We start from the raw sequence: 25,852 nt of genomic DNA on the forward strand, positions 1-25,852 counted from the left end.
TGGTCGGAAGGGGTTACCCGTGCTGATAGGCGACCAGCGAGATCCCGACGTAGTGCACGACGAATGCCGCGAGGGTGAGGGAGTGGAAGACCTCGTGGAAGCCGAACCATCGCGGTGACGGGTTGGGGCGCTTGATCCCGTAGATCACGCCGCCCGCGCTGTAGAGCAGACCGCCGACGATCACCAGGACGAGAACGGCGATGCCGCCGGCCCGCATGAAGTCCGGGAGGAAGAAGACGGCCGCCCAGCCCATCGCGATGTAACAGGGGGTGTAGAGCCAGCGCGGGGCGCCGACCCAGAACACCCGGAAGGCGATGCCGGCCGCCGCCGCGCCCCAGATGCCCCACAGGAGCCACTGGCCCGTGGCCTCCGGCAGCAGCAGCATCGTCAGCGGCGTGTAGGTGCCCGCGATGATCAGGAAGATGTTGGCGTGGTCGAGTCTGCGCAGTACGCCGTCCATGCGCGGGCTCCAGTTGCCGCGGTGGTAGAGCGCGCTCACGCCGAACAGCAGGCAGGCCGTCAGGGCGAAGATTCCGCAGGCGATGCGGCCGCGGGGGGAGTCCGCGAGGGCGGTGAGCGCCAGGCCGGAGATGAGCACGGCCGGGAACATGCCCAGATGCAGCCAGCCGCGGAGCTTGGGCTTGACCGGATGCGGCTGGGAGAGCGCGACGGGACCTTGGCCGGCGGCCTGCGAGTCCGTGGGCGCGTCGGGGGCGGACGCAGTCATAGGCGGAATCCTACCTACGGAACCGTAAGTTACGTGTCAGTACGGCGCGCCGAACAGCGCAGGAGTGGCCATGTTCTCACGATGCGGTGCAAGGCGGCGCCCGCGCAAAGAATCCTTCAGCTGAACCCAACGTGTCCGCAAAGAATCGCGGATACACGTGGCGATGCTCACTCCGCTCAGCTGTGAGGCCCTCTGGACATATGGGCGAACCCGTCGGATGATCATATGAGTGCGGTCGGCACCGGATGAGCGCCAGAAGTCAAGCATCGTGAAGCATCCGGGTCGCAGCCCCCACGGGGCACAACAACAAAACCCCTCATTTAGGAGCAATCGTGGCGCGCGACATCGCGGCTCCCACCGTCGTCCCCACTCACCACAAAGACCTGATCTCGTGGGTCAACGAGATCGCAGAACTGACCCAGCCGGACAGCGTGGTCTGGTGTGACGGATCCGAGGCGGAGTACGAGCGACTGAGCGAGGAGCTCGTCCGCAAGGGCACCTTCAAGAAGCTCGATCCGATCAAGCGCCCCAACTCGTACTACGCCGCCTCCGACCCGACCGATGTCGCGCGGGTCGAGGACCGGACGTTCATCTGCTCCGAGAAGGAAGAGGACGCGGGCCCGACCAACCACTGGAAGGCCCCCGCCGAGATGCGGGAGATCTTCGCCGGCGAGAACGGCGTCTTCCGCGGCTCGATGAAGGGCCGGACGATGTACGTCGTCCCGTTCTGCATGGGCCCGCTCGGCTCGGACCTCTCCGCGATCGGCGTCGAGATCACCGACTCCGCCTACGTCGCCGTGTCCATGCGCACCATGACCCGCATGGGACAGCCCGTCCTGGACGAGCTCGGCACCGACGGCTTCTTCGTGCGTGCCGTGCACACGCTCGGAGCGCCGCTGGCCGAGGGCGAGGCCGACGTGCCGTGGCCGTGCAACTCCACGAAGTACATCTCGCACTTCCCGGAGTCCCGCGAGATCTGGTCCTACGGCTCGGGCTACGGCGGCAACGCGCTGCTCGGCAAGAAGTGCTACGCCCTGCGCATCGCCTCCGTGATGGCGCGCGACGAGGGCTGGCTCGCCGAGCACATGCTGATCCTCAAGCTGACGCCGCCGCAGGGCGAGTCGAAGTACGTTGCCGCCGCCTTCCCGAGCGCCTGTGGCAAGACCAACCTCGCCATGCTGGAGCCCACGGTCTCCGGCTGGACGGTCGAGACGATCGGTGACGACATCGCGTGGATGCGGTTCGGCGCGGACGGGCGGCTGTACGCGATCAACCCCGAGGCCGGTTTCTTCGGCGTCGCGCCCGGCACCGGTGAGCACACCAACGCCAACGCGATGAAGACGCTGTGGGGCAACTCCGTCTTCACCAACGTCGCGCTGACCGACGACAACGACATCTGGTGGGAGGGCATGACGGAGGAGACTCCGGCCCACCTGACCGACTGGAAGGGCAACGACTGGACGCCGGAGTCCGGCACCCCGGCCGCCCACCCGAACGCCCGCTTCACGGTCCCCGCCGCGCAGTGCCCGATCATCGCGCCCGAGTGGGAGGACCCCAAGGGCGTGCCGATCTCGGCGATCCTGTTCGGTGGCCGTCGCGCCACGGCGGTCCCGCTGGTGACGGAGTCCTTCGACTGGAACCACGGTGTCTTCCTCGGTGCGAATGTCGCTTCCGAGAAGACCGCCGCCGCCGAGGGCAAGGTCGGCGAGCTGCGCCGCGACCCCTTCGCCATGCTGCCGTTCTGCGGCTACAACATGGGCGACTACATGGGCCACTGGGTCGACGTCGCCAAGGACAAGGACCAGGCGAAGCTCCCGAAGATCTACTACGTGAACTGGTTCCGCAAGAACGACGCGGGCAAGTTCGTGTGGCCGGGCTTCGGCGAGAACAGCCGCGTCCTGAAGTGGATCGTGGACCGCCTCGACGGCAGGGCCGAGGGCGTCGAGACGCCGATCGGCATCCTGCCGGCCAAGGGGGCCCTGGACACCAAGGGTCTCGACCTGTCCGAGTCCGACCTCGACTTCCTGCTCACCGTCGACAAGGAGGTCTGGCGCGAGGAGGCCGCGCTGGTCCCCGAGCACCTCAACACCTTCGGCGACCACACGCCGAAGGAGCTGTGGGACGAGTACCGGGCGCTGGTGCAGCGTCTGGGCTGACGCCCGCCGTTAAGCTCCGCGGCCGGTCCGACTTGCCCTGACCTGCGACGTCGTCACGACCGGCCGCGGTGACAGCACCACGAACTGGGCCGGGGGCCCGCACCGTACAACGGCGGGCGGGCCCCCGGCCCAGTGGCCTTGACCCTCACGCGACGTCAGGGAGCATTGGTGGCGCATGAGTCCTGAGCAGACGTGGAAGGTCGGGGCACTCGCTGAAGCAAGTGGGCTGACCGTGCGCACCTTGCATCACTGGGACCGGGTCGGGCTTCTCAGCCCGTCCCGGCGTACAGCCGCTGGGTACCGTGAGTACACCAGGCGGTCACGGATCCACATGGCCGGAGTCCCCCGGAGGTTGCTGGCACGGGCGATACGCGCGGTCAGTTCCGGGACTTGCCGGCCGGGACAGGGTCGAATGGACATCTTGATCACCTCCGAGCCGCGGACGCCTCCAGCGTCGCACCGGACATCGGAGGACCACCTTGGAATCCCAAGATCCCCGACAGAGTCAAGTCAGTGCCTGTTCCTGATCCCCGTACCTGATCGGTGGGTTGATCGCTTGACCTGTCTGATGGACTACGAGGTCTTGAGCCGGCCCGACGTGGTGGATGACCTCGTCGCGGGCCTCGGCGGCTTCGACCGCGGCACGGAGCAGCCCGAAGTCGGCAACCGGCGCATAGTCGACCCCGAGGAAGTGGTGCCGGTTCATCGAGGAGTTGGTGCAGGCCCGGAGGCGATGACCACGTCGCGGATGCCCGTCGTCGTGGTGAACGCCCCGCAGGACCCGACCCGGACGATGTTCTGTACGTCGTACTCAGCGAAGAGTTCGTTGACGTAGATCGCCATCGACGGCTGCCCCATCCCGGAGCCCTGGACCGAGATCGGCGTCCCTTGTCAAGTCCCGGTGAACCCGTACATCCCGCGCACCTCGCTGTAGCAGGTGGCGTTGTCGAGGAAGGTTTCCGCGATTCACTTCGCACGCAGCGGATCTCCCGGCAGCAGGACGGTCGGCGCGATCTGACCGGCGACTGCGCCGATGTGGGTATTTATGCGGCGAAACATGGCAATTGCGATGAGTCGGCCGGTAATCTTCGAGCGTCAGTCAGCGCACGACGAAGGAAGTCTGGCCATGTCATTCAACTCGGGGGAGCAGCTCAACTTCGGCGGTGAGGTCGCTGTCGTGCTGGAGGACCGCGGTGACGGTGGCTACCTGATCTCCAGCGGCCCGGCGCAGCTGCCGATCGTGGTCCCGGCCCCCACCCTCGAGGACGCGCAGCTCAAGCCCGCCGCGAAGCGGCTGTTCACCCCCACCGCACCGCACCTGCTCTCCGTGGATGACTTCCTCGACGACCCGGACGAGGTGCGCGAGATCGCGCTCCGCGCCAGCTACCACACCAACTTGCAGTACTTCAAAGGTCTGCGCAGCGAGCACCGGTTCCTCTGGCCCGGCCTGCGCGAGGAGTTCTCGCGGCTGCTCGGCACTCCGGTCACCGAATGGCTCGGCCACAACGCCAACGGCGTCTTTCAGCAGACCGCGCACGACGACCCGCTGGTCTGGCACCACGACTCGCAGAGCTACGCCGCAGCGATCTACCTGAACCCGAACCCGCCCCCCGGTGCCGGCACCAGCTTCTGGCGCGACAGGACCTACGGCTGCCGGCGTGCGCCCAGCCATCCGAAGGAACAGGCGCGCCTCGGCAGCTCCGAGGCCGTCGAAGCCGCGCGCTCGGTCGTCTACGACCCCTACAACTTCGAGCACGAGGACAACTGGGAGCTGATCGAGTCGGTCTCCGGCCAGTACAACCGGCTGGTGATCTGGGACGCGAAGCTGATGCACTCGGCCACGTCGTACGAGCACTTCGCCGGGGAGCACGGCACTCACCGCCTGGTGCAGCTCTTCTTCTTCGACATCAACGCCTGAGAGGGCGTTCGGCGTAGGCAGATTACCCTTTATGTCCTAGTAGGTTCCTCGCCAGGTGGGTGTGGTCTCGTCCGTTATGCGCTTGGTGAGGTTGTCGATTGAGGTGATGCGGATCATGGCCTCGGAGCCGGCGGGCAGGGCCTCGTAGTCGCGGGCGAGGCGTCGGCGCATCGTGATCCATCCGATACTCCGCTCTGCCACCCAGCGCCTTTTGGCGACATGGAAACCACGGACTCCCGGGTTTCTGGCGACAACCTCGACGTCGATTCCGAGGATGGCCCCGTGTTCGACGACGGCGTTTTTGAAGCCGGTGTCGACTCAGCTCTTGGAGATGGTTGGGTAAGTCTTCTTGGCCTGGTCGAGGAGGCGTATTCCCAGGGCGTTTTCCGTCGGGCGGCGCGTACCAGCCCGTTGGTGGCGCGGAACTCCCGGGATCGTGAAGCGCGCTGATGAAATCGAGGCCAGTCCTCGGCCGTGTGAAAAAGCGGCATACAAGGGCAATTCGCCTATGGTGATGGCATGCGAGGAATCCTGTTGGCCGGGGGCACCGGCTCACGACTGTGGCCGCTGACCCGTTCGGTGTCGAAGCAACTGTTGCCGGTCTTCGACAAGCCCATGATCTATTACCCGCTTTCCACACTGGTGATGGCCGGCGTCCGGGAAATCCTGATCATCACCACGCCCGAAGACCAGTCCCCATTCCGTCGGCTGCTCGGCGACGGCACCCAACTGGGCCTGCGGCTGGAATACATGGCACAGGAGCGCCCGGAGGGCATTGCTCAGGCTTTCGTGCTGGGAGCCGAGTTCATCGAGGATGAGCCGGTCGCCCTGATTCTGGGCGACAACATCTTCCACGGCAGCGGCCTTGGCACACGGCTGGCCCGCCTCGACGATCTGAAGGGCGGCAGGGTATTCGCCTATCAGGTTGCCAACCCCTCGGCCTACGGCGTGGTGGAGTTCGACGAACTGGGCCAAGCGCTGTCCCTCGAGGAGAAACCCGCCCGGCCCAAGTCCCGGTACGCCGTGCCCGGACTGTACTTCTACGACAACCACGTCGTGGACATCGCCCGCGACCTACGGCCCAGCGCCAGGGGCGAGTTGGAGATCACCGACCTCAACCGCGTCTATCTGGAAGCCGGGGCGCTGCACGTCACCCGGCTCGACCGAGGCACCGCGTGGCTCGACACCGGAACCTTCAACTCCATGGTTCAGGCTTCGGAATTCGTCCGGGTGATCGAGGAGCGCCAGGGCTTCAAGGTCGGCTGCGTCGAGGAGGCGGTCTGGCGGGCCGGCCTGATCGACGACCACCGGCTCCGGCAGCTGGCCCAGCCGCTACTCAAGAGCGGATACGGCCACTATCTGCTGGGGCTGCTGGAGGACTCCCGATACGTCGTCATGCCCCAAAGAGGCAGCGGATCGCGTAGCGAAGAACTGCTGCGAACAGGGCCGGGCGCTCCCGTGTAACGGCGGCTCTTGACGCTACCTGCCGCACGACTTCTCGCCCGCGGAGACCGTGTACGGGTACTTCGCGAAGTGGCCGAAGGACGTCGTGTTCGTCCAGCTCACCGGCGTGCTGCCGGCAGTGCTGGTCACCGCAGCCGGCGTGCAGGACTCGGCCGCCGGCGTTCATATGGTCGAGGCCAGGTCGCCGCCACCCATCCCACCCTGCGCAAGCTGCGGGTGGACGGCGGCTACCGTCGGCACCTCGGAGACCCGGTCCAGACAGGCGCCCTGCCGAATGCCTTTGATGCCCGATCAGCTCCGGCGGTGCGGCGTCACCTCTCGGTGGTGCAGCAGCACGAAGCCGTCCTGCGCCGCCACCAGGTCGTACCCCGCACGGCGGTTTTCCTCCAACTGCGACTGTTCTGCTTGAGCGCTCAGCGGCTCGCCCGGCCACCCTCGTGCGCCGGCCGGCACCCACGTGTCCACCATGATCCACTGAGGGTTGGGGCGGCTGCCCGGCGAGCCGTAGAGGCTGACGCTCGTACGGTTGGTGAGCTGGGGTGCCAGCTCGTTGGATACCTGGACCCTGGCGCCGTCGGGGATCTTGTCCATCAGACGATGGGCGACGGCGACGCGTGGGTCGGTCCGCCAGGTGTCCGGCTGGACCAGTGGGAACAAAGCGAAGTTCGGAAGGACCATGAGGGTGATCGCGGAGGAGCCCGCGAGGTAACGGCGCAGACTGCTCCCGCTCGTCCCACGTCGCACCAGGGCGTCGATGAAGGCCGCGAAGACGATCGGCATCAGGACGAGCGAGTAGTGGAAGCTGGTCCCCCAGTGCAGGCTGTTGCTCGACGTGAAGCGCCACACCAGAGTCGGCAGACCGACCCACAGCAGCGGGGACCGCATCGCAAGGAACACGGTGGGAGCCAGCACGAGTAGGAGTGTCGACACCTTGGCCTGGGGAGTGATCAGACCGATCGTGCCCTGGTGGAGCAGATCCAGCAGACTGCCTGCACTGCCACCGTCGACTCCAGGTGCTCCAGAACCGTCCTCGACCAGGGACCAATAGGCGAAGGACCCACTCGGGTTGAAGGCCGGCAGAACCACGAACAGCGCCAGCACCGTCCCGCAGAGGCCGGCTGTAGCCGTGAACATTCCGAGCCCGCGGTCGCCCCGCCGGGCGATCACGTGACCGATGACGAGAACCGTGAGTCCGAGGTCTTCCTTCACGAACAGCAGGGGCAGAGCCCAGCACGCCGCGGCGGTCAGCCGGTCATTCCCGAGGGCGGCGAGCGAGAACGCCAGGAGCGGAACAGCGAAGGCCACTTCGTGGAAGTCGTAGCCGACCCCACTTGCGATTCCCCAGGAGAGCCCGTAGCAGGCACCGATCACCGCGCCGGCCGGGCCGCCCAGGGTTCGGCGCGCCCAAAGAGCCAGAGGGACGACGCTCACGGCGAGGAGCGCGGCCTGCACGACGAGGAGCGTTTCCGCTCCTCGCCACACCCGGTAGAAAGGCGCCACGAGTGCCAGGATGGGGGAGAAGTGATCCCCAAGGACGGGAAAGCCCTGTCCCTTCACTTCGGAGACCGGCAAGTGTCCTTCCGCGTACGAGCGGACGACCTGTTCGAAGATTCCCAGGTCATAGCTGCTCGTGAGCATCCGTTGGTGGAGACGGAGCGACACCGCCGCGTACATCACGAACAGCGCTCCGGCCATGGCCCAGATCCACCATGTGCCGTCGAAGCGGCCCTTGTGAGGTGGGTCGGCCATCGCCTCTTTCTGGAAGGGCGGTTGTTGCGTCGGGACTGTTGCGCTTTTGGTGGGCGATGTCTGCATCGAGAGCCCTTCAGGAAACCGAGAGTGGCGGCCATCAAGATGCCAGCAGCGTGCGGTATTCGACCTCGGCCAAACTCCCGTATGGTCAGAATCCACCGAATGGCCGCACGCCCGGGAGGCGTGACTGCGCGTGACCTTCCGTCTGAAGATGCAGTCACCCGTAACGCGCATCTGACGGGATTCGCTCCGAAGGTGCTATTGCCTGGCGGCGGTGGCCGTCAGGCACAGCTGCTGCCGTACGGCCTAAAGTCCCGCGGCGGATGTCCCGATGACACGGACGTAGTGATCGGCAAAGAGAGTTGTCTGGTGGAAGGAAGCAATCACGTGAGGCCACTTGGCATCGAAGGGGCCTGGGTGGACACACCCAAGGCGTTCGCGGACAGCAGGGGCCGATTCCACGAGTGGTTCAAGAGCGACAGGTTCCACGATTCCATCGGCCAGGGGCTCCAACTCGAGCAGGCCAACTGCTCCCGCTCCGTTCGCGGAACTCTTCGCGGTATCCACTATGCGTCGGTCCCGCCGGGCCAGGCCAAGTACGTCACCTGCGTCAGTGGCGCCGTCCTCGACGTGGTGGTCGACATCCGCACCGGCTCCCCGAGTTTCGGGAAATGGGAGGCGGTTCAGCTCGATGACACGACGCACCGCTGTGTCTATCTCTCGGAAGGGCTGGGCCACGCCTTCATGGCGCTGGAGGACAACTCCACGGTCGTCTATCTGTGCTCGCAGGGATACGCGCCGCAGCGCGAGCACGGGATCAACCCGCTCGACACCACGTTGGCCATTGCCTGGCCCGAGGACCTCGCACCGCGCCTTTCCGACAAGGACGCCGCGGCGCCCACGCTGGAGGAAGCCGAGCGGCAAGGTCTGCTGCCCTCCTTCGAGGACTGCAGTGCGTATCGCAGAAGTCTCGTGAGCAGCGCCTGAGAGGGCCGCTCTTCGGCAGAGCCCCGCCCTTGCGGCGGGGCTCTGGGGAGCCCGCAGCCGCGCGGCCATCGCTCAGCAGCCGCAGCGAGGCCGGGCCCTTTCGAAACGTCAGCTTCCGTGACATCGCGCCTTGAAAGTCGGTACGACGCCGGAATCGGCACCCGTCCGCCCCGTAAAGGAAACGGTGAGGAAGGCGCGGAGAAAGTGCGTTGAGGCCGCCCGGGTGATGTTCGCCTACGACACGTGCCGAATCGTAATCATTCAATTCCCGGGGGTTAAGGATGGAGTTGTCCGTAGCCGAAGGCGACGCGACTCGCTTGCGGATAAAGCGCGCTGAGTGCGCACGCTTGCGATGTGGTCACTCCAAGTTCGTAAGAGAGGTTCTCTGGTGAGCCGTAGAACGATCCGAAGTTCCCGCGTGAGGTCCGCCACTCTGGTGACGGCGGGTGCGCTTGCCGTAGCGCTCAACGTCGTCCCGAGCACGACGGCCATCGCCGACGCGATCCACAGGTCCGGCGCCGACGTCAGCGCGGGGCTGCCCGGCCCGAACGGCGTCAGGAGTGTCGCCGGTGGTGGTGACCAGGGGCCGCGCGGCAAGGACGGCAAGCAGGGTCCGCGGGGGTACCAGGGTGCCCAGGGTCCGCGGGGTCCGCGGGGCTACCAGGGCGCGCAGGGTCCGCGGGGCTTCCAGGGTGCGACGGGCGCCCAGGGTGCGGCGGGTTCGGGTGCTCAGGGTGCGACGGGTGCTCAGGGTGCGACAGGTGCTCAGGGTGCGACGGGCGCCCAGGGTGCGACGGGCGCGCAGGGTGCATCGGGCGTGGGCTCGATTACCACCTACATTCGTACCGGCCCCGTGGTTGCCGGGTTGGGCGGCGGGACTCAAGTCTCGTCGGAAGCCCTCTGCGACGACAACGATGTCGTCACCGGCGGCGGATACCTGGAGGGCCCCCCCAACGTCGTCTCCATGACGATCAAGAGTATCCCGCTCAAGAGCAGCCCGAGGGACGGATGGCAGGCCGCCGGCAGCTTCCCGTCCACTAGCACCATCCAGTCCTACGCGGTCTGCAGCCCGGTTCCGTAAATCCCATGTGAGCGGCGGTGCCCTACCGGCCGTCAACTTCACTCGGGAATGAGCGACGGTGCCCCGAGGCTTCGGCCTCGCGGGCACCGTCCGCATTCCGCACGCGCCCGCGGAATCGAGGAATGCGCCGGCTCGTCATCGACAACACCAGCGTGAATCCCGTCCTGCCTGCCAGGGAGATGCTGCAGCCCTGAGTAGCGTAAGTGGTGCAGATACTTGGGTGACCAGGCACACCCCCGGTGCTGAACGCCGGGCGGCAAGAAAACTCGGAGAAATATGCGCATCCTTGTGACCGGCGGCGCTGGATTCATCGGTTCGGAATACGTCCGCCGACGGCTGAACTCGGATCCGACAGTGCGGATCACCGTCCTCGACAAACTCACCTACTCGGGGGTCGAGGCCAATCTGGCACCGGTGGCGGAACATCCGGGCTACACCTTCGTCCGGGGCGACATCTGTGACCCGGATGTGGTCGACCAGGCGATGGCGGGCCAGGACGCGGTGGTCCATTTCGCCGCCGAGTCGCACGTGGACCGTTCGATCCACGGGGCCGGCCCGTTCGTCCGCACCAATGTGATGGGCACCCAGGTGCTCCTGGACGCGGCCCACCGGCACGGTGTCGGCCGCTTCGTCCACGTGTCCACCGACGAGGTGTACGGCTCGATCAGTGAAGGCTCGTGGACCGAGGGGTGGCCCCTGGCGCCGAACTCCCCGTACTCCGCGTCGAAGGCCGGCTCCGACCTGCTGGCGCTCGCCTACCACCGCACCCACGGCCTGGACGTGGTGGTCACCCGGTGCACCAACAACTACGGGCCGTACCAGTTCCCCGAGAAGGTCATCCCGCTCTTCATCACCCACCTGATCGACGGGAACACGGTCCCCCTGTACGGAGACGGCCGCAACCTCCGCGACTGGCTGCACGTCTCCGACCACTGTCGGGGAATCGACCTGGTCCTGCACGGCGGCAGGGCCGGGGAGGTCTATCACATCGGCGGGGGGACCGAGTTGAGCAACCACAAGCTCACCGGCCTGCTGCTGGACGCGGTCGGCGCGGGCTGGGACCGGGTCGAGTACGTGGCCGACCGCAAAGGCCACGACCTGCGCTACTCGCTGGACGACAGCAAGATCCGTGAGCAACTCGGCTACGCCCCACAGGTGTCCTTCACGGAAGGCCTGGCGGCCACGGTCGCCTGGTACCGCGCACACCGCTCCTGGTGGGAGTCGCTCAAGGAGAGGGCCGAGCTGCGATGACCACGAGCTGGCTGGTGACCGGTGCACAGGGCCTCCTCGGCCAGGATGTGCTGGCCGAGCTCGCTGCCGATCCGGACGCCGCGGTGACGGGGCTGAGCCGTGACCAGCTCGACATCACCGACCCGACGGCCGTGCGCGCGGCCGTCACCGGGCACCGGGTGGTCGTCAACTGCGCCGCCTGGACGGACGTCGACGGGGCTGAGCAGTCCGAGGTGGCGGCCACAGCCGTGAACGGCACGGGCGTCCGCCACCTCGCACGCGCCTGCGCGGACAGCGGCGCCCTTCTGCTGCACATCTCCACCGACTACGTGTTCCCGGGCGACGCCCGTCGGCCGTACCCCGAAGACGCGCCGACGGGACCCGTCAACGCGTACGGGCGGAGCAAACTGGCAGGGGAGCGTGCCGTCACCGAACTGCTGCCGCGCACCGGCTACATCGTGCGCACCGCCTGGCTCTACGGCGCGCACGGCCCCAATTTCGTGGCCACCATGCTCGAACTGGCCGCCCGGCGCGAGACCCTGGATGTGGTGGCCGACCAGCACGGCCAGCCGACCTGGTCCCGTGCGCTCGCCCGGCAGCTCGCGGCCCTCGGCCGTGCCGCCCTTGCCGGTCGGGCACCGGCGGGCATCTACCACGGCACGGCGGCCGGCCACACCACATGGTCCGGCCTGACGCGTGAGACCTTCCGGCTCAGCGGCCTCGATCCCGAGCGGATCCGCCCGGTCGGCTCGGAGAAGTTCCCGCGCCCGGCCGCTCGCCCGGCATTTGGTGTCCTCGGTCACGGCAACTGGCTGCGGGCCGGCCTCGCGCCACTGCCCCGCTGGGACGACCAGCTGACCGCGGCCCTGAAGGCGCCCGCCTTCGCCGCTCTGGCCGCCGCGGCGCGCACGAGCGGCGGACACCTGCTGACCTGAGGAAGCCAAGGTCGCGACCGGGACGAGAGAGGCCCTGAAAGCACGAGGCACCCGGCGAACGCAGGAAGCGCCCGGCGGAACTTGACAGTCCCGCCGGGCGCCTTCTGCATACAGGGCCTAAACCAGCAGCGGTCCGCCGCACCGCGCGGCGCCGTCCTTCATCGCGATGAGGTTGGCGACCACGTACGAGATGTTGTTGTCGGAGTGCCACTCGGTCGGGAAGTAGGTGACCAGCCGCGACGACTGGAACCGGGCTTCGATCTCGGGCACGAAGGCACGGTGCTGGTTGTCCGTGTAGTACCAGAACGAGTTTTCGTTGTAGTAGGCGACGCGTGCCGGGTTCTGGTACGCGCCGCGGCCGTCGGAGCTGGGCGTCATGGTGAGGAGCATGCCGCCGGGCGCCAGCAGCCGGTACAGCTCGTTGATCAGCGGCACCTTCGCGGGCACGTGCTCGAGGAATTCCACCGCCCGCATCAAACCGACGGAGCCGTCGGGCAGATCCAGATTCCCGGGCAGGGTGGCGACGATGTCGACGCCCTCTCCCGGGTACTGGTCCACGCCCAGGTAGCCGGGCGGCTTCCGGCGGGCCGCGCCGAGGTCCAGCGCGAGCAGTCCACGCCGCTGGGTCCAGGCGAGGGCGTTGGCCTCGATGTACTTGTCGTAGAGGGCGACGGTCTCGCGCTGGATGTGGCCGTTGATCTCCGGCTCGCTCTGGGTGTTCGCGGGGTGCACCCGCTGGAGGTACAGGCAGCGGTTGATGTGGTGGAAGTCGCCGATGTGGAAGAGGCGGCACATCAGGTCCTGGTCGTCCAGGACCGTACGCGCGGCGTCGTACCCGCCGGCCTTCTCGTAGCTCTCCTTGCGGAACGCGCGCACGTGGTTGGGCGCGTACCAGATGTAGGAGACGTTGTGCGGCGTCGGCGCCAGGGAGATGACTTGGAGCAGCTTGCGGCCGTCGACGTTCACCTCCTCGTACTGCCAGCCGCACGTCTCGTCGAAACGGCTGTCGTCCCGCTTCCCGTCCTCGGTGATCTGCGCGGTGTTGCTGTAGACGAAAACGGCCTCGGGATGCGCGTCGAACGCCTTGCCGAGCTCCGTCAGGCAGGCCTTGGCCAGGAGATCGTCGTGGTCGAGTTCCACGAGGAGCTCGCCGCGCGCCAGTTCACAGGCCCTGCGCTTGGCCGCGCCGACGCCGCGGAGGTCGTCCGCGATCTCCACCCGGACCCTCTCGTCGGGTCGCTCCGGCCGCCACCGGGCGCCGTTGTTGAGCAGGACGATCCACTCCCAGTCCGAACAGGTCTGCGCCTGCAGGGTCGCCAGGCACTCATCGAGAAATCGGGGCTGGTGGCTGGGGGTGAAGACGGAGAACCTCGGAGTCGCGGTCGACGTCATCTGGTGCTCCCTGCTTGGCTCGATGTGGGGGAGGGGCTGACGGAATCCCGGAATCGTTCCGGTACTTGGGAAAGCAGCGCGGGACTGGCCGCGACGACGCGACGGAACTGGTCCTCGGCCTCGTCGTCACGGCCCTTTTCTGCCAGGATCTGTCCGAGTTGCAGACGGAAGGCCGTGGCCGTCTTCGGATTGGCGGCAATGGCACGCTTCAGGATTCCGATGGCCCGGTCGGGCTCGCTGCGACTCAGCAGAATCGCCTCGTTGTAGAGAGCCGACGTGAATTTCGGATCGATCTTCAGCGCCTTGTCGTAGGCCGCACGGGCATCGGCCGTCCGGCCCTCCTGCTGAGCGATGACCCCCAGGTTGTACCAGGCGAAGGTGTTGCGCGGGTTCAGTTCCAGCACCTTGCTGTAGGTATGGGCCGCCCCCTTGGAGTCTTGGTGCTCCTGCTGCCGAATGCCGTCCTGCAAGAGCTCATTGGCCTGCTCGGTCTGCCGGGCTACTGACGCGGCCTTGGACTCCGACGGTGCGAGTGACGGGGACTGAAACGCCCAGACGGTCACCCCGGTGGCAACCGCCACGGTTCCGGCGAGCCCTGCCCACAATGTCGTACGTTTCACTTGGTCACATCTCGTGGAATAGTGAGGGATGGATGGATGCGGCTGATCTCAGGTGGCCTATAGCGAAAGACCGTGGCGTTGCCAGCGGTACCGGAATCCGAACCACCGTCATCTGCGCCGACGTTACGAGGCCGCCCCGATGAGCTGCCATGCGGCAGGCGCTTGGGAATTGCAGACCACCCGAATGCACCCTTCATCGTCTGATAGGCCACCATCACGGTGCTCACGCCGATGAGGACGGCGGCCGGAAGGGGCTCGACCTGTTGGAGTCCGACCTCGACTCGCTGCTCACCGTCGACAAGGACGCGTGGCGCGCGTTGGCGCGGCGCCTGGGCCGCACCACCCGCGGGCCGAAGCCTCGCGGCTGACGCCCACCGCGTACCGAACCGCGTCGAACGTAGTCCCGGCGTCCATTTCCGGCATCACCCGTGCCCCGACCGGGAATTCGCGGGACACTCGGGGACATCCTGCAACGAACCCCGAAATGAGGTGAGCGGGGTGCGCACACCCGTCAGTGACCCCATGAAGATCGGGCCGTACCGCATTGTGGGGCGGCTCGGCTCGGGCGGGATGGGATGGGTGTATCTCGGCCGTTCGCCCGCCGGGCGCGAGGTCGCGGTGAAGGTGGTGCGGCCCGAGCTCGCGGCGGAGGGCGAGTTCAGGGAGCGTTTCGCGCGCGAGGTGGCGGCCGCGCGGGTCGTGAGCGGCGCGTACACCGCCGCCGTGATCGACGCCGACACCGAGGCCGAACTGCCCTGGCTGGCCACGATGTACGTGCCCGGCCCCTCGCTCGCCGAGGCCGTCCGCACGGACGGCCCGCTGCCCGAACCACAGGTACGGCGGCTCGGCGCGGGCCTGGTCGAGGCGCTGGGGGCCATCCACGCCGCCCGTGTGGTGCACCGGGACCTGAAACCGGGGAACGTGCTCCTCGCCTCCGACGGGCCCCGCGTCATCGACTTCGGGATCTCCCGGGTCGACGGCGCACCCGGCCTCACCCAGGTCGGCGTCGTCGTCGGCACCCCGCCCTTCATGTCGCCCGAGCAGATCAAGGGAGCGCCGGTGGGCCCGCCCAGCGACGTCTTCTCCCTCGGCGGGGTGCTGGTGTACGCCCTGACCGGGCGCCCGCCGCACGGCAGCGGGGAGGCGGTGCGCAACCGGGTCGTCCTCGCCGAGCCCGAACTCGACGGCGTACCCGCGTCCATGCGGGAGCTGATCGCGCACTGTCTGGCCAAGCGGCCCGAGGACCGGCCCCCACTGGGCGAACTCCTCGCCGAATTGCTGGAGCAGACGCCGAAGTCGACGTCCTGGCCGCCGCCCACCGTGGCCCACAGCATCAAGGTGCGCACCCATGAGCTGGCCAGCCGCCGCAAGGAGGGGACGAGTGTGTCCGTGCCCTCCTGTCTGCTGCTGCACGCCCAGGCGCTGCTGGACGCCGGACTGACCGACGCGATGGTCGCCGAGGCGGTGGGCCGTGGCGACGCCTGACTCCCTTCCCGGCCGGGGCCACGAGATCCTCGAAATCGGCACGCACTGGCGGCAGTTGGTGCAGAGCTGGGTGGCCCGGCGGAATTACCACACCGTGACCGACACCGTTTCCGTGTCCATGCAATTCGATCTCAAGGAAACGGGACGGATGGTCACGGTGAGATTCATGACCACCAAACGGCTCCTTGTCGCCTTTGCGACCGACGGCCATTATCTGCGCCAGGATCAACTGGCCGTCGCCGCGGCGGCGGCGAACGCGTGGAATACCGAACAGTTGAACCCCATGTTGTCCGTGTGGGACGTACGGGGGCCGCGGCCCTGTCTCGCCGGGGTCTGCGATCTCCCGCTGACCTGCCGGATGACGCAAGCGGATTTCGATGCTCTGGCCAGTGATTGGGTGGAACGGGCGCGACAGATGTTCACCCGCTGCCATCAGGTTTTCAAGTTGTAGAAGTGAAAGCCGACGTGTGCCCCAAACCCCTTCCGGGCGCACGCCGGTTGCCCTCACTATGGGCGAGTGCCTTTCAAGGCCACGGGGGTGTGCCTTTCAGGCCACGGGGGGTTTGCCCATGCGGCGTTCGCTTTACTTCACCGTGCTTTTCGGAGTGCTGGCCGCGCTGGCTCCCGCGGGGGCGGCGTCGGCCGGCGAGGTGTGCGGCAAGGACTTCAAGGAGCGTCTCCAGTGCTGGTCCCAGTGGATCGGTGAGGGGACCGTCCGGGTCACCCTGGACGACGCGGTGCCGTTCGACGGCAGTACGAAGGAGCGCAAGGACGTCGAGCAGACCCTGTGGCGCGAACGCGCCAAGCTCGTGGTCGAGATACCGAAGGGCGGGCACACCGGAGCGGGCGGAACCGCGCTCCTCCTGCTGGCGAAGCCCGGCGCCCGTCTCGTCGATCCGGACGCCACGGTCGACCAGTTGACGCCCGAGGCCGTGAACGAACTGGCGAGCCTCCCGGTCTGCGACCCCAAGAACTCCAAGAACCCCGAGGACCTGTGCGCCCAGCTCGCCAAGGGCCCGCTGAACGGCCATGACCTGATCGCCCAGCATCAGGCGACCGACCTCTCCAAGCAGCACGCGTACGCCATCGCCGACGGCCGGGCACCCGCCTCCAAGAGCCCGTCCGAAAAGGAGTCCACGTCCCCTCCGCCCGGCGACCCCGGCTCCTCCGGCTCGGGCCGGGACACCACCACAAAGATCCTCGCCGTCCTCTGCGCCCTGCTCGTCCTCCTGCTCGCCGTCCTGCTGTTCCTGATCCGCAGGTCCTCCCAGGCGGTGGGCACCCTGTCCCGCCGCGCCCTCGCCGCACCGGGCGTGGGTGCCGTACCGTCCTCCGCCACCGCGCACACCCGTACGCCCGACGAGACCACCACCCGCCTGAGGGTCACTCAGACGCCCAAGTACGGGCGGCGGGTCGGGAACGTGCCGGGACCCGCCAGGTCCGCCGTCGTCCGCACCGAACTGCACCCGCAGGGCTATGTCGAACTGGACAGCGTGCTGTACCGGGCGGTGTGGGCCGAGCCCGGGCGGCCGCCGCCCGCCCCCGGCGGACTCGTCGACGTCACCGACGCGCGGGAGCGGGACTCCGACGTCCTGTACGCGTTCCCGCCGACCACCGGACGGCACGCCAAGGGCCCCGGTCACAGATAGCCATCGCACTGCGCAGCTACACCAGGAGAAGCCATGCACAGCGAATACCCGCCCACGCTGCCGGCGGAGTACGCCGACATCGAGTTCGAGAACAACGCGCAGCGCCTGCCGCTCGTGCTCTGCCTCGACACCTCCAGCTCCATGGCGGGACAGCCCATCCAGACGCTCAACAACGCGCTCATGGAGTGGACCCGGGAACTGCACGACGACGTCAGTCTCAGCTACAGCGTCGAGGTCGCCGTCGTCACCTTCGGCGGCCAGGGCGTCGTCGCCTGGCGCGGGCCCCAACTTCTCGCCCCGCGTGCCCCGGTGAGCCCCTTCGTACCCGCGCACATGTTCCGGCCGCCGCAGCTCACCGCCGCCGGGGTGACCCTGATGACGGAGGCGCTGGAGCTGTCGATGCACATCGTCGCGGCCCGCAAGGCCGAGCTGCGCGCCTCCGGACTCCAGTACTACCGGCCGCAGATCTGCCTGGTCACCGACGGTCTGCCGACCGACGGCACCGGCCGTCTCACCGACTCCTGGCACCGGTTGATCCCGGTCCTCGCCGACGAGCAGCGCGCCCGCCGCTTCCGGCTGTACGCGATAGGGGTCGGCGGCATCACCGACATGGGCGAGCAGGTGCTCCAGGCCTTCGCCCCGAAGTTCAACGCCCGGTTGCAGGGATTCCCGTTCCGCGAGCTGCTCCAGATGATGTCCGCGAGCGCGAACGCCGAGCAGAAGGGCGCGGGCGACGAGGTCTTCGAGAAGATCTTCAGCCAGTTCAAGACGCAGCGACCGGCCTGGGAATCGTGACCGATGACCGGATGGGATTCCTGACTGATGACCGGAGTCGACGAACGTGAGTCGCCGTGGCGGATCCACGGCATGAGCGTGGAGGGATACCGCCACCGCCGCCAGGGACTGCCCTGCCAGGACGCCTGTACGTACACGGTGTCGGCGTCCGTCGCGGTCCTCGCGGTCGCGGACGGCGCGGGCAGCAGGCCGCGCTCGGAGGAGGGGTCGATGCTCGCGGTCGAGCTGGCGGCGGAGCACTTCGCGCGCCGGGCCGCCGCGGCGGTGGACTGCCTGCCCGGCGAGGCCGTCCACGAGCTGCTCGACAACGCCTTCCACGACGTCAGCAAGGTGTTCCTGGACCGGACCGGCCCCGACGCCGCGGACTTCGCCACCACCCTCACCGTCGTGGTGCTCGCGCCGGGCTGGCTGGGCCATCTCACCGTGGGCGACGGCTTCGTCGTACTGCGCGCGGGTACGGAGGACGGCGAGCGGCAGTTCCATCTGCTGCCGCAGGCCAGGGCGGCCAGCGAGTACAGCAACGAGACGGTCTTCCTCACCTCGCCGGACGCGGCACGCTGGGTGCACACCGACTGTGTGTCCGACGACGGGATCGACGGGGTGCTGCTGTCCACCGACGGGCTCGCGCAGGCCGCGCTCTCCCGTGCCGGGGCCGGCCCGCTGTCCCCGAACACGTCCTTCGCCGAAGCCGTGTTCCGCTCCCTGGACACCGTGACCGACAACGCCCACGAGGGCCTCGCGACCCTGCTGAGGTCGGACCGCCTCACCGCCCTGAACGCCGACGACAAGACCCTGCTGCGGGCCGTGCGCAAGGCGCGGCCATGAGCGGCCTCACCGTGTTCCTGGACGGGAAGCCCGTCACCCTCGCGGAGCTGCCGCTGAAGGGCGGCGGCCAGGCCGCCGTCTTCCCGGTCGTCGGCGACGACGGGATCGTCGTCAAGCTCTACCGCGAACCACCGGGCCTGGAACAGGAACGGCGGCTGATGCGGATGCTGACCATGTCCCCGCTCGCCGCCCGCCCCACTGACCGCTCCCAGCCGCCCGAACTGGCCTGGCCCACCGCCCTCGCCCGCGGCCCCCAGGGAGAGTTCCTCGGTTATGCCATGCGCCGCTTCGGCGAACCCCAACACGTCCAGCTGATCGGCCTGTTCACCCGCGTCCAGCGCCTCAAGCTCTTCCCCGAGCGGGCCGACTGGCGCTTTCTGCTCGGCGTCGCCTGGAACCTCGCCTTCATGACCGCCCGTATGCACTACGACGACCTCGTCATCGGCGACTTCTCCAGCAGCAACGTGGTGGTCGACGCGAACGGCTTCGTCACCTTCCTCGACTGCGACTCCATCGCCTTCAACGACCCGGTGACCGGAGAACTCTTCCCCTGCCTGATGCACACCACCGACTACTCGTCCCCCGAGCGCCAGGCCGGCGGCCCCGCCACCCGCGCCACCGACGACTTCGCCCTCGCGGTCCTCGTCTATCAGCTGCTGACGGCCGGAAACCACCCCTTCGGCGGCGTCCCGCACGACAGCGCCTCCGAGTCGACCGTCAAGGACAACATCGCCGCCAGCTGCTCCTACGTCGTACGCCCCGAGCGGGTCGTCATCCCGCGCGGCACCATCGACCCCTCCGTGCTGCCCCCCGAACTGCTCACCCTGGCACGCGCCGCCTTCGGCCCCGGCGTGCAGGCCCCCGCCGCGCGCCCTCCGGCGGAGGCGTGGCTGCGCGCTTTGAACAAGGAGCGCTCCCTGGTGCGGGTCTGCCAGAACCGCCCACTGCACGCGTACGGCTCCCATCTCCCGTCCTGCCCGTGGTGCACGCGGGCGGCGGTGACAGGTCACGACGTGTTCAACGGTCCGGTACCGGCTCCGCTCCCGGACGCTCCGCAGGCGAAGCCGTCGGGTTCACGGTTCGGCGTCCTGAAGGTGCTGGCCGTGCTGGCTGTCGTGGTGCTGGTGGTGCTGCTTTTGTCGCAGCTGGGCGGCTGACGGATCGAGGGGGAGTGGCCCGTCCTCCGGAGCACAGCCGACGGCAGGCACCACCACGGCCGAAGCGAACGCCGTGCTGTGGCGCCCGGTCCGCACGACGCTGAGGGTGCGCGCGGACCGGGGCCGTATGGGGGGAGCCCCTGGGCTCAGTGGGCCGCGAGCTCGCGCGGGTCCACGGCGGACGCGTGGGCGTCCATCCGCTCGGCCGCCAGAATCGCGGCTGCCGTGTCCGCGCGGGACGCCGCGACGACGAGGGCGCGTCCGGCGAGGGCGTGCGCACGCTGGTGGAGCGCCGCGACATGCGGTGTGTGGCTGCCGGCGGCGGCCACCGACGACCGTACGGGCGGCACCCCGCGCCGCAGCCGGGCCACCTGCTCGGCGAGCCGCTCGGTCGCCGCGTCCAGGTCACCGGACGGCGCGATCGTACGGATCTCGTCGGTCACCGCGAGCAGAGCCGCGAGGTGACCGGCGAGTTGGATGTCCAGCTCCTCCTCGCGCGACCGGTGGGGGAAGTCGGAGGTGGTGCCGGCCATCGTGTGGACCGACTTGGTGCGGATCGGTTCGTACATGGGATGGCCTCCTGTGCTCTGACAGGAAACCATCCTAGCTTGGATTTCGTCTAAAGTTGAGCCAGGTCGCGGAATTCGTCGGGGCGGGTACACAGTGTGAGCGTCACGGCTGGCTGTATCCGTCCAGGAAGTTCCCGATGCGGGTGATCGCCGACGTCAGATCCCCCACGGTCGGCAGCGTCACCACGCGGAAGTGGTCGGGCTCCGTCCAGTTGAAGCCCGTCCCCTGGACGACCATGATCTTCTCGCGGCGCAGCAGGTCCAGGACCATCTGCCGGTCGTCCTTGATCTTGAAGATCTTCGGGTCGAGGCGGGGGAACAGATACAGCGCGCCCTTCGGCTTCACGCACGTCACCCCCGGGATCTGTGTCAGCAGCTCGTACGCCGCGTCCCGCTGCTCCTTCAGGCGACCGCCCGGAAGCACCAGTTCATTGATTGTCTGGCGGCCGCTGAGCGCCGCCACCACACCGTGCTGGCCCGGCATGTTCGCGCACAGCCGCATGTTCGCGAGGATCGTCAGCCCCTCGATGTACGACTCCGCGTGCGCCCGGGGACCCGAGATCGACATCCAGCCGACCCGGTATCCCGCCACCCGGTACGCCTTCGACATGCCGTTGAAGGTGAGGGTGAGCAGGTCGGGGGCGATCGAGGCGGTGGAGGTGTGCGTGGCGCCGTCGTAGAGGATCTTGTCGTAGATCTCGTCCGAGCAGACCAGGAGGTTGTGGCGGCGGGCGATGTCGGTCAGCCCGCGCAGCATCGCCTCGTCGTACACCGCACCCGTCGGATTGTTCGGGTTGATGATCACGATCGCCTTGGTGCGGTCGGTGACCTTCCGCTCCACGTCCGCGAGGTCGGGCATCCAGTCGGACTGCTCGTCGCAGTGGTAGTGCACGGCCGTACCGCCGGACAGGGACACGGCGGCGGTCCACAGCGGGTAGTCCGGCGCCGGTACGAGTACCTCGTCGCCGTCGTCGAGCAGCGCCTGCATCGCCATCACGATCAGCTCGGACACGCCGTTGCCGATGAAGACGTGCTCGACGTCCGTCTCGATGCCGAGGGTCTGGTTGTGCATGACGACCGCGCGGCGCGCCGCGAGCAGGCCCTTCGCGTCGCCGTATCCGTGCGCCGAGGAGACGTTGCGGAGGATGTCCTCGAGGATCTCGGGCGGGCACTCGAAGCCGAAGGAGGCCGGGTTTCCGGTGTTCAGCTTGAGGATGCGATGACCTGCCGCTTCGAGCCGCATCGCCTCCTCGAGCACCGGGCCCCGGATCTCGTAACAGACGTTGGCAAGCTTCGTGGACTGGATCACCTGCATGTCCGTGAGCTTACGGCCGTGTAACGCTCGGCGGGGGGTGTTTTTCACCACGTGAGACGTGACGCTTTGGGCCCTTTGTCTCCTCGTTACGCCGCAAGCCCTTGCGGTCTCTACAATGCGCGCCCATGTCCTGGCAGTCCGGCGAACCCGAAACCGCGCCGAGGGTGTACCTCCCGCAGGGCGACGGGGGTGCGCCCCCGGCCTACGAGGCATACGCGGATCCTGCCGCCGCGCACGGGTGGGAGGACGCGTACGAGCGTCACGCGAGCGAGAGCCGTGACGACGACACCCTTGAGCACGAAACCGTTGATCACGAGCACGACACCGTGGAGCACGACGCCGTCCCCGGTGATCCGTCGGGCCGCCGCGACCGGCTGCAGCGCCGGCGCCGGGCCCGGCTGCTGCGCCGGGCGGCCGTGGCGGGCGGCGCGGCGTGCGTCGTCGTCCTTGCCGTGGTGATCTCTGGACTGTTCGACTCCGGGCCGTCCAAGAGCACGGGCGACCGCGTTCCGGAGAACACCTCGCCCTCGCTGATCGGCACGGAACCCACGGACGGTTCCGGCATGACCGGCACGTCCTCGGCGGACCCGTCGCCCGGCCCCTCCGGGACGTCCCGGGCCTCCGGGAGCCCGAGTGCCGCCACCCCGAGTGGGACGGCGTCCGCGAGCGCCTCGGCGGCTCCCTCGTCCGTGACCTCCACGACCGCCACGGCCGCCACCAGCGCCCCGTCCGGCCCGGGGAACTCGAACGGCCACGGCCAAGGAGCCTCGAAGCGGCCCAAGTAGCCGTGCGTCCCAGTGGGTTGGCCCTGCCGTAAGGGGGAAGGCAGGGCATGGAGTTCGCGCTGGTGAACGACGAGCCGGTGGCGAGGCCGGGTGCCCGGGTCCGGGTGGGCCGCGGACCGGGACCGGGCCGGGCACGTGCTCGGGGTCAACCGCATCGACCCGCTGATCTCGGACATGAAGCGCGGCCCGGACCGTGACGCCGGGATCGCCGATCTCAAGAGCTTGCGCGATCGCGGGCCGTCCATGGGGCCCACGGTGTTCTTCGTCAGCCGCACCACACCCCACCGCGAGGCCCGCTCCCGAGAACTCGGAGCGGAGATCGCGACCGCCGGGTGGGCGCTTTTCGCGTGCATCGGCGCGGCACTCGAACAAGCCGAACGCCAGGCCAAAAACAACTCCTTGCCCCCCAGCCCCAATCCCCTCACAATGCGCATGACAAAACGGAAGGTGACCGGAAGACCTCCGGTCACCCAAGTCGCAAGAGGGGACCCCCACATGAGAAAGCCTCTCGTCGCCGCGCTCTTCGCCCTGGTGATTGCCGGGGCGGGCGCGGCACCCGCGGTCGCGGCACCCGTGCCCGCGTCGACGTCCGCGTCGGCGTCCGCGGTCAAGGTGGACACGAAGGCGGCGGCGACGCCGACCCTCCAGGCCGTCAGCCTCGCCGGGACCGTCGCGCTCAGCAACTGCTCCGGCTCGGTCATCCGCTTCCCCAACTCCGCGGACACCGACCCGGCGCTCGTGCTCTCCAACGGTCACTGCCTGGAGACCGGCTTCCCGGATCCCGGCGAGGTGATCGTCGGCCAGTCGTCCAGCCGTACCTTCGGCCTGCTCAACTCGGCCGGCACCCGGGTCGCGACGCTGCGCGCCGGCAAGGTCGCGTACTCGACGATGACCGACACGGACGTCACGATCTACCAACTCACCAGCACCTACGCGACGATCAAGAACTCGTACGGCATCAGCGCGCTGACCGTGCAGGACACGCACCCGACCGCCGGCACCGCCATCACCGTCGCCTCCGGCTACTGGAAGCGGCTCTACAGCTGCAACATCGACGGGTTCGTGTACCGCCTCAAGGAGGGCGACTGGACCTGGAAGGACTCGGTCCGCTACACCTCCGCCTGCAACACCATCGGCGGCACCTCGGGCTCGCCGGTCATCGACCAGTCCACCGGCAAGGTCGTCGCCGTCAACAACACCGGCAACGAGGACGGCGAGACCTGCACGGTGAACAACCCCTGTGAGGTGGACGCGAGCGGCAACGTCACCATCCATGAGGGCATCAACTACGCCGAGGAGACTTACCAGATACCGGCCTGCTTCACGACCGGCAACCAGCTCAACCTGAGCGCGAGCGGGTGCACCCTGCCCAAGCCGTAACTCCTGTGCGGCGGCGGGCGGTCACCCGGCAGTCCGGCGGACCGCCCGCCCCGCCAGTACGTCCGTCCGGCGCCCGTCCTCGATCACGAACCGGCCGTCGACGAGGACGTGCGGGATGCCGACCGGGAGCGTGCGCGGCGCCTCGAAGGTCGAACCCGCGGCCACCGTGTCCGGATCGAACAGGACGAGGTCGGCGCGGTGTCCCTCGCGGACGAGCCCGCGGTCGGGCAGGCGCAGGCGGGCGGCAGGGCGGCCGGTGAGGTGGGCGACGCACTCCTCCAGGGAGAGGACGCCCAACTCCCGTACGTACCGGCCCAGATACTGCGGGAAGGTGCCGTACGCGCGCGGGTGCGGTTTGTCGCCCCGCAGGATGCCGTCGGAGCCGCCGGTGTGCACCCGGTGCCGCATGATCGCCTGGACGTTCTCCTCGTGGCCGACGTGCTGGAGGATCGTCGAGCCGAGACCGTCGTCGACCAGGAGGCGGCGGGCGGTGATCCACGGGCGCTCGCCGCGCAGGTCCGCGGACTCCTGGACGGTCCGGCCGACGTACGACGCGAGCCCGGGATCGCTCACCCCGGAGATCTCGATGGTGTCCCACTCGATGGGGACGCCGTGGCAGCCGTCCGCGCCGACGACCTCCATGTCGTGCCGGATCCGTTCCGCCACCGAGTCGTCCCTCAGCCGGCCGAGGATCGCTTCGGGGCCGCCCTCGCTCGCCCAACTCGGCAGCATCGCCACGAGAGTCGTACAGCCCGGGGTGTAGGGGTACGTGTCCAGGCTGATGTCGGCGCCCTCCGCCAGCGCCTTGTCCAGGAGGGCGAGCAGGTCCGGGGCCCTGCCCTTGTTCACGCCGAAGTTCATGGTGGCGTGGGCGAGGTGGAGCGGGCAGCCGGCCTCGCGGGTGAGGGCGACCATCTCCTCGTACGCCTCCAGGGCGCCCGCCCCGTACGAGCGGTGGTGCGGGCAGTAGTAGCCGCCGTGCTCGGCCACCACCCGGCACAGCTCGGTGAGTTCGGCGTCCTTGGCGTACATGCCGGGGGTGTAGGTGAGTCCGGAGGACATGCCGACCGCGCCCTCCCGCAAGCCGTCGGCCACCAACTGCCGCATCCGGTCCAGCTCCTGGGGCGTGGCCTCGCGGTCCTCCCAGCCGACGGCGAGCATGCGGACGGTGCCCTGGGGGATGAGATACGCGGCGTTCACCGCGATGCCCCGGTCGAGGCGGTCCAGGTACTCGCCGACGGAACGCCAGTCGAAGTCGATGTCGTCGCCGTGGCCGTTCCAGCCGGTGATCGTGCGGCGCACCTCGGCGAGCGTACGGTCGTCGACCGGTGCGTACGACAGGCCGTCCTGGCCGATGACTTCGAGGGTCACCCCCTGCGCGGCCTTCGCGCTGTGGTCCGGGTCCCTGAGCAGCGCGAGGTCGCTGTGCGCGTGCATGTCGATGAATCCGGGGGAGAGGACCAGGCCCTCGGCGTCCAACACCCGGGTGGCGATGGGGCGTTGGCAGCCCGCTGCCGCGGCCTCCTTGACGATCGAGACGATTCTGCCGTCGTCGACGACCACATCGGCGCGGTACGAGGGCGCGCCGGTGCCGTCCACGACGTCCGCGTCACGGATGACGAGGTCCATG

General features: G+C 68.5%; 23 protein-coding genes and 2 pseudogenes. 16 read left to right on the forward strand and 9 right to left on the reverse strand.

What is annotated here, in order from left to right:
* Nucleotides 1-13 precede the first annotated feature (13 nt).
* On the reverse strand, nt 14-727 hold the full coding sequence (gene trhA, locus ACZ4WS_RS06355) for a PAQR family membrane homeostasis protein TrhA (protein WP_467977686.1): 714 nt from the start codon (nt 725-727) through the stop codon (nt 14-16).
* Between the two features lie 332 nt (nt 728-1,059).
* Between trhA and ACZ4WS_RS06360 the strand changes: the two genes are divergently transcribed.
* Both ACZ4WS_RS06360 and ACZ4WS_RS06365 read left to right on the forward strand, forming a co-directional pair.
* Nucleotides 1,060-2,883 carry a phosphoenolpyruvate carboxykinase (GTP) gene (locus ACZ4WS_RS06360; protein WP_467977688.1) on the forward strand — a complete coding sequence of 608 codons (1,824 nt, stop codon included), beginning with the start codon at nt 1,060-1,062 and terminating at the stop codon, nt 2,881-2,883.
* 175 nt (nt 2,884-3,058) lie between these two features.
* Nucleotides 3,059-3,190 (forward strand): annotated as a pseudogene (locus ACZ4WS_RS06365) (MerR family DNA-binding transcriptional regulator); the annotation flags it as partial.
* 395 nt (nt 3,191-3,585) lie between these two features.
* Here the strand turns inward: ACZ4WS_RS06365 and ACZ4WS_RS06370 are convergent.
* Nucleotides 3,586-3,741 (reverse strand): phosphorylase family protein, encoded by a 156-nt coding sequence (locus tag ACZ4WS_RS06370; RefSeq protein WP_467977690.1) that lies wholly within the window; start codon nt 3,739-3,741, stop codon nt 3,586-3,588.
* A 268-nt stretch (nt 3,742-4,009) separates the two neighbouring features.
* On the opposite strand from ACZ4WS_RS06370, the gene ACZ4WS_RS06375 reads away from it, so the two are divergent.
* Nucleotides 4,010-4,801, forward strand: a complete 792-nt coding sequence (locus ACZ4WS_RS06375; RefSeq protein WP_467977692.1) for a DUF6445 family protein — start codon at nt 4,010-4,012, stop codon at nt 4,799-4,801.
* Between the two features lie 36 nt (nt 4,802-4,837).
* Here the strand turns inward: ACZ4WS_RS06375 and ACZ4WS_RS06380 are convergent.
* A pseudogene (locus tag ACZ4WS_RS06380) lies at nt 4,838-5,191 on the reverse strand (transposase family protein); the annotation flags it as partial.
* A 129-nt stretch (nt 5,192-5,320) separates the two neighbouring features.
* On the opposite strand from ACZ4WS_RS06380, the gene rfbA reads away from it, so the two are divergent.
* A complete protein-coding gene (rfbA, locus tag ACZ4WS_RS06385; RefSeq protein ID WP_467977694.1) occupies nt 5,321-6,265 on the forward strand; it encodes a glucose-1-phosphate thymidylyltransferase RfbA in 945 nt (314 codons plus the stop codon).
* A 291-nt stretch (nt 6,266-6,556) separates the two neighbouring features.
* On the opposite strand, the gene ACZ4WS_RS06390 is transcribed toward rfbA, so the two are convergent.
* A complete protein-coding gene (locus ACZ4WS_RS06390; protein ID WP_467977696.1) occupies nt 6,557-8,014 on the reverse strand; it encodes a DUF2079 domain-containing protein in 1,458 nt (485 codons plus the stop codon).
* 390 nt (nt 8,015-8,404) lie between these two features.
* Between ACZ4WS_RS06390 and ACZ4WS_RS06395 the strand changes: the two genes are divergently transcribed.
* The 4 genes from ACZ4WS_RS06395 (at nt 8,405) to rfbD (ending at nt 12,250) form a co-directional block, all read left to right on the forward strand.
* Nucleotides 8,405-9,004 (forward strand): dTDP-4-dehydrorhamnose 3,5-epimerase family protein, encoded by a 600-nt coding sequence (locus ACZ4WS_RS06395; RefSeq protein ID WP_467977698.1) that lies wholly within the window; start codon nt 8,405-8,407, stop codon nt 9,002-9,004.
* A gap of 418 nt (nt 9,005-9,422) precedes the next feature.
* Nucleotides 9,423-10,085 (forward strand): hypothetical protein, encoded by a 663-nt coding sequence (locus ACZ4WS_RS06400; RefSeq protein ID WP_467977700.1) that lies wholly within the window; start codon nt 9,423-9,425, stop codon nt 10,083-10,085.
* 276 nt (nt 10,086-10,361) lie between these two features.
* Nucleotides 10,362-11,336: a dTDP-glucose 4,6-dehydratase gene (gene rfbB, locus ACZ4WS_RS06405; RefSeq protein ID WP_467977702.1), complete on the forward strand. Its 975-nt coding sequence runs from the start codon at nt 10,362-10,364 to the stop codon at nt 11,334-11,336.
* Nucleotides 11,333-12,250, forward strand: a complete 918-nt coding sequence (gene rfbD / locus ACZ4WS_RS06410; protein ID WP_467977704.1) for a dTDP-4-dehydrorhamnose reductase — start codon at nt 11,333-11,335, stop codon at nt 12,248-12,250. The genes rfbB and rfbD overlap by 4 nt, the downstream gene beginning before the upstream one ends.
* 117 nt (nt 12,251-12,367) lie before the next feature.
* On the opposite strand, the gene ACZ4WS_RS06415 is transcribed toward rfbD, so the two are convergent.
* Together ACZ4WS_RS06415 and ACZ4WS_RS06420 are read right to left on the reverse strand one after the other, a co-directional pair.
* Entirely contained in the window at nt 12,368-13,642 is a 1,275-nt protein-coding gene (locus tag ACZ4WS_RS06415) for a glycosyltransferase (protein WP_467977706.1), read from the reverse strand.
* Nucleotides 13,639-14,262 (reverse strand): tetratricopeptide repeat protein, encoded by a 624-nt coding sequence (locus ACZ4WS_RS06420; RefSeq protein WP_467977708.1) that lies wholly within the window; start codon nt 14,260-14,262, stop codon nt 13,639-13,641. The genes ACZ4WS_RS06415 and ACZ4WS_RS06420 overlap by 4 nt, the downstream gene beginning before the upstream one ends.
* 498 nt (nt 14,263-14,760) lie before the next feature.
* Between ACZ4WS_RS06420 and ACZ4WS_RS06425 the strand changes: the two genes are divergently transcribed.
* The 6 genes from ACZ4WS_RS06425 to ACZ4WS_RS06450 all read left to right on the forward strand — a co-directional run bounded on the left by ACZ4WS_RS06425 (nt 14,761) and on the right by ACZ4WS_RS06450 (nt 20,173).
* Nucleotides 14,761-15,747, forward strand: coding sequence for a serine/threonine-protein kinase (locus ACZ4WS_RS06425; protein WP_467977710.1), 987 nt, complete (start codon nt 14,761-14,763; stop codon nt 15,745-15,747).
* Complete coding sequence (locus ACZ4WS_RS06430) at nt 15,734-16,198, forward strand: hypothetical protein (RefSeq protein ID WP_467977712.1); 465 nt, start codon at nt 15,734-15,736, stop codon at nt 16,196-16,198. Before ACZ4WS_RS06425 ends, ACZ4WS_RS06430 begins: the two co-directional genes overlap by 14 nt.
* Before the next feature lie 118 nt (nt 16,199-16,316).
* Nucleotides 16,317-17,396 (forward strand): hypothetical protein, encoded by a 1,080-nt coding sequence (locus ACZ4WS_RS06435; RefSeq protein ID WP_467977714.1) that lies wholly within the window; start codon nt 16,317-16,319, stop codon nt 17,394-17,396.
* Nucleotides 17,397-17,429: 33 nt separating this feature from the next.
* Complete coding sequence (locus tag ACZ4WS_RS06440) at nt 17,430-18,191, forward strand: vWA domain-containing protein (RefSeq protein ID WP_467977716.1); 762 nt, start codon at nt 17,430-17,432, stop codon at nt 18,189-18,191.
* A gap of 27 nt (nt 18,192-18,218) precedes the next feature.
* Nucleotides 18,219-19,016 carry a PP2C family serine/threonine-protein phosphatase gene (locus ACZ4WS_RS06445; RefSeq protein WP_467977717.1) on the forward strand — a complete coding sequence of 266 codons (798 nt, stop codon included), beginning with the start codon at nt 18,219-18,221 and terminating at the stop codon, nt 19,014-19,016.
* Entirely contained in the window at nt 19,013-20,173 is a 1,161-nt protein-coding gene (locus tag ACZ4WS_RS06450) for a hypothetical protein (protein ID WP_467977719.1), read from the forward strand. Before ACZ4WS_RS06445 ends, ACZ4WS_RS06450 begins: the two co-directional genes overlap by 4 nt.
* Before the next feature lie 146 nt (nt 20,174-20,319).
* Here the strand turns inward: ACZ4WS_RS06450 and ACZ4WS_RS06455 are convergent, their stop codons facing one another.
* A complete protein-coding gene (locus ACZ4WS_RS06455) occupies nt 20,320-20,742 on the reverse strand; it encodes an SCO4983 family protein (RefSeq protein WP_467977720.1) in 423 nt (140 codons plus the stop codon).
* 103 nt (nt 20,743-20,845) lie between these two features.
* The gene (locus tag ACZ4WS_RS06460) at nt 20,846-22,057 is read right to left on the reverse strand and encodes a pyridoxal phosphate-dependent aminotransferase (RefSeq protein ID WP_467977722.1); all 1,212 of its coding nucleotides are present in this window, start codon (nt 22,055-22,057) and stop codon (nt 20,846-20,848) included.
* A 125-nt stretch (nt 22,058-22,182) separates the two neighbouring features.
* On the opposite strand from ACZ4WS_RS06460, the gene ACZ4WS_RS06465 reads away from it, so the two are divergent.
* Nucleotides 22,183-22,842, forward strand: a complete 660-nt coding sequence (locus ACZ4WS_RS06465; protein ID WP_467977724.1) for a hypothetical protein — start codon at nt 22,183-22,185, stop codon at nt 22,840-22,842.
* Between the two features lie 495 nt (nt 22,843-23,337).
* Nucleotides 23,338-24,222, forward strand: a complete 885-nt coding sequence (locus tag ACZ4WS_RS06470; protein WP_467977725.1) for a S1 family peptidase — start codon at nt 23,338-23,340, stop codon at nt 24,220-24,222.
* Between the two features lie 21 nt (nt 24,223-24,243).
* Here ACZ4WS_RS06470 and ACZ4WS_RS06475 read toward each other — a convergent pair whose 3' ends face one another.
* Nucleotides 24,244-25,851, reverse strand: a complete 1,608-nt coding sequence (locus tag ACZ4WS_RS06475) for an N-acyl-D-amino-acid deacylase family protein (protein ID WP_467977727.1) — start codon at nt 25,849-25,851, stop codon at nt 24,244-24,246.
* Nucleotide 25,852: the final 1 nt, after the last annotated feature.

Source organism: Streptomyces sp. NPDC029292 (assembly GCF_055569295.1).

Excerpts from the sequence above, each read along its gene's own strand:
- rfbB (WP_467977702.1), top strand. The coding sequence starts at position 10,362 with ATGCGCATCCTTGTGACCGGCGGCGCTGGATTCATCGGTTCGGAATAC.
- ACZ4WS_RS06370 (WP_467977690.1), bottom strand. The coding sequence starts at position 3,741 with ATGGGGCAGCCGTCGATGGCGATCTACGTCAACGAACTCTTCGCTGAG.
- rfbA (WP_467977694.1), top strand. The coding sequence starts at position 5,321 with ATGCGAGGAATCCTGTTGGCCGGGGGCACCGGCTCACGACTGTGGCCG.
- ACZ4WS_RS06450 (WP_467977719.1), top strand. The coding sequence starts at position 19,013 with ATGAGCGGCCTCACCGTGTTCCTGGACGGGAAGCCCGTCACCCTCGCG.
- ACZ4WS_RS06445 (WP_467977717.1), top strand. The coding sequence starts at position 18,219 with ATGACCGGAGTCGACGAACGTGAGTCGCCGTGGCGGATCCACGGCATG.
- ACZ4WS_RS06415 (WP_467977706.1), bottom strand. The coding sequence starts at position 13,642 with ATGACGTCGACCGCGACTCCGAGGTTCTCCGTCTTCACCCCCAGCCAC.
- ACZ4WS_RS06460 (WP_467977722.1), bottom strand. The coding sequence starts at position 22,057 with ATGCAGGTGATCCAGTCCACGAAGCTTGCCAACGTCTGTTACGAGATC.
- ACZ4WS_RS06455 (WP_467977720.1), bottom strand. The coding sequence starts at position 20,742 with ATGTACGAACCGATCCGCACCAAGTCGGTCCACACGATGGCCGGCACC.
- ACZ4WS_RS06375 (WP_467977692.1), top strand. The coding sequence starts at position 4,010 with ATGTCATTCAACTCGGGGGAGCAGCTCAACTTCGGCGGTGAGGTCGCT.
- trhA (WP_467977686.1), bottom strand. The coding sequence starts at position 727 with ATGACTGCGTCCGCCCCCGACGCGCCCACGGACTCGCAGGCCGCCGGC.
- ACZ4WS_RS06475 (WP_467977727.1), bottom strand. The coding sequence starts at position 25,851 with ATGGACCTCGTCATCCGTGACGCGGACGTCGTGGACGGCACCGGCGCG.
- rfbD (WP_467977704.1), top strand. The coding sequence starts at position 11,333 with ATGACCACGAGCTGGCTGGTGACCGGTGCACAGGGCCTCCTCGGCCAG.
- ACZ4WS_RS06435 (WP_467977714.1), top strand. The coding sequence starts at position 16,317 with ATGCGGCGTTCGCTTTACTTCACCGTGCTTTTCGGAGTGCTGGCCGCG.
- ACZ4WS_RS06390 (WP_467977696.1), bottom strand. The coding sequence starts at position 8,014 with ATGGCCGACCCACCTCACAAGGGCCGCTTCGACGGCACATGGTGGATC.
- ACZ4WS_RS06470 (WP_467977725.1), top strand. The coding sequence starts at position 23,338 with ATGAGAAAGCCTCTCGTCGCCGCGCTCTTCGCCCTGGTGATTGCCGGG.
- ACZ4WS_RS06465 (WP_467977724.1), top strand. The coding sequence starts at position 22,183 with ATGTCCTGGCAGTCCGGCGAACCCGAAACCGCGCCGAGGGTGTACCTC.
- ACZ4WS_RS06440 (WP_467977716.1), top strand. The coding sequence starts at position 17,430 with ATGCACAGCGAATACCCGCCCACGCTGCCGGCGGAGTACGCCGACATC.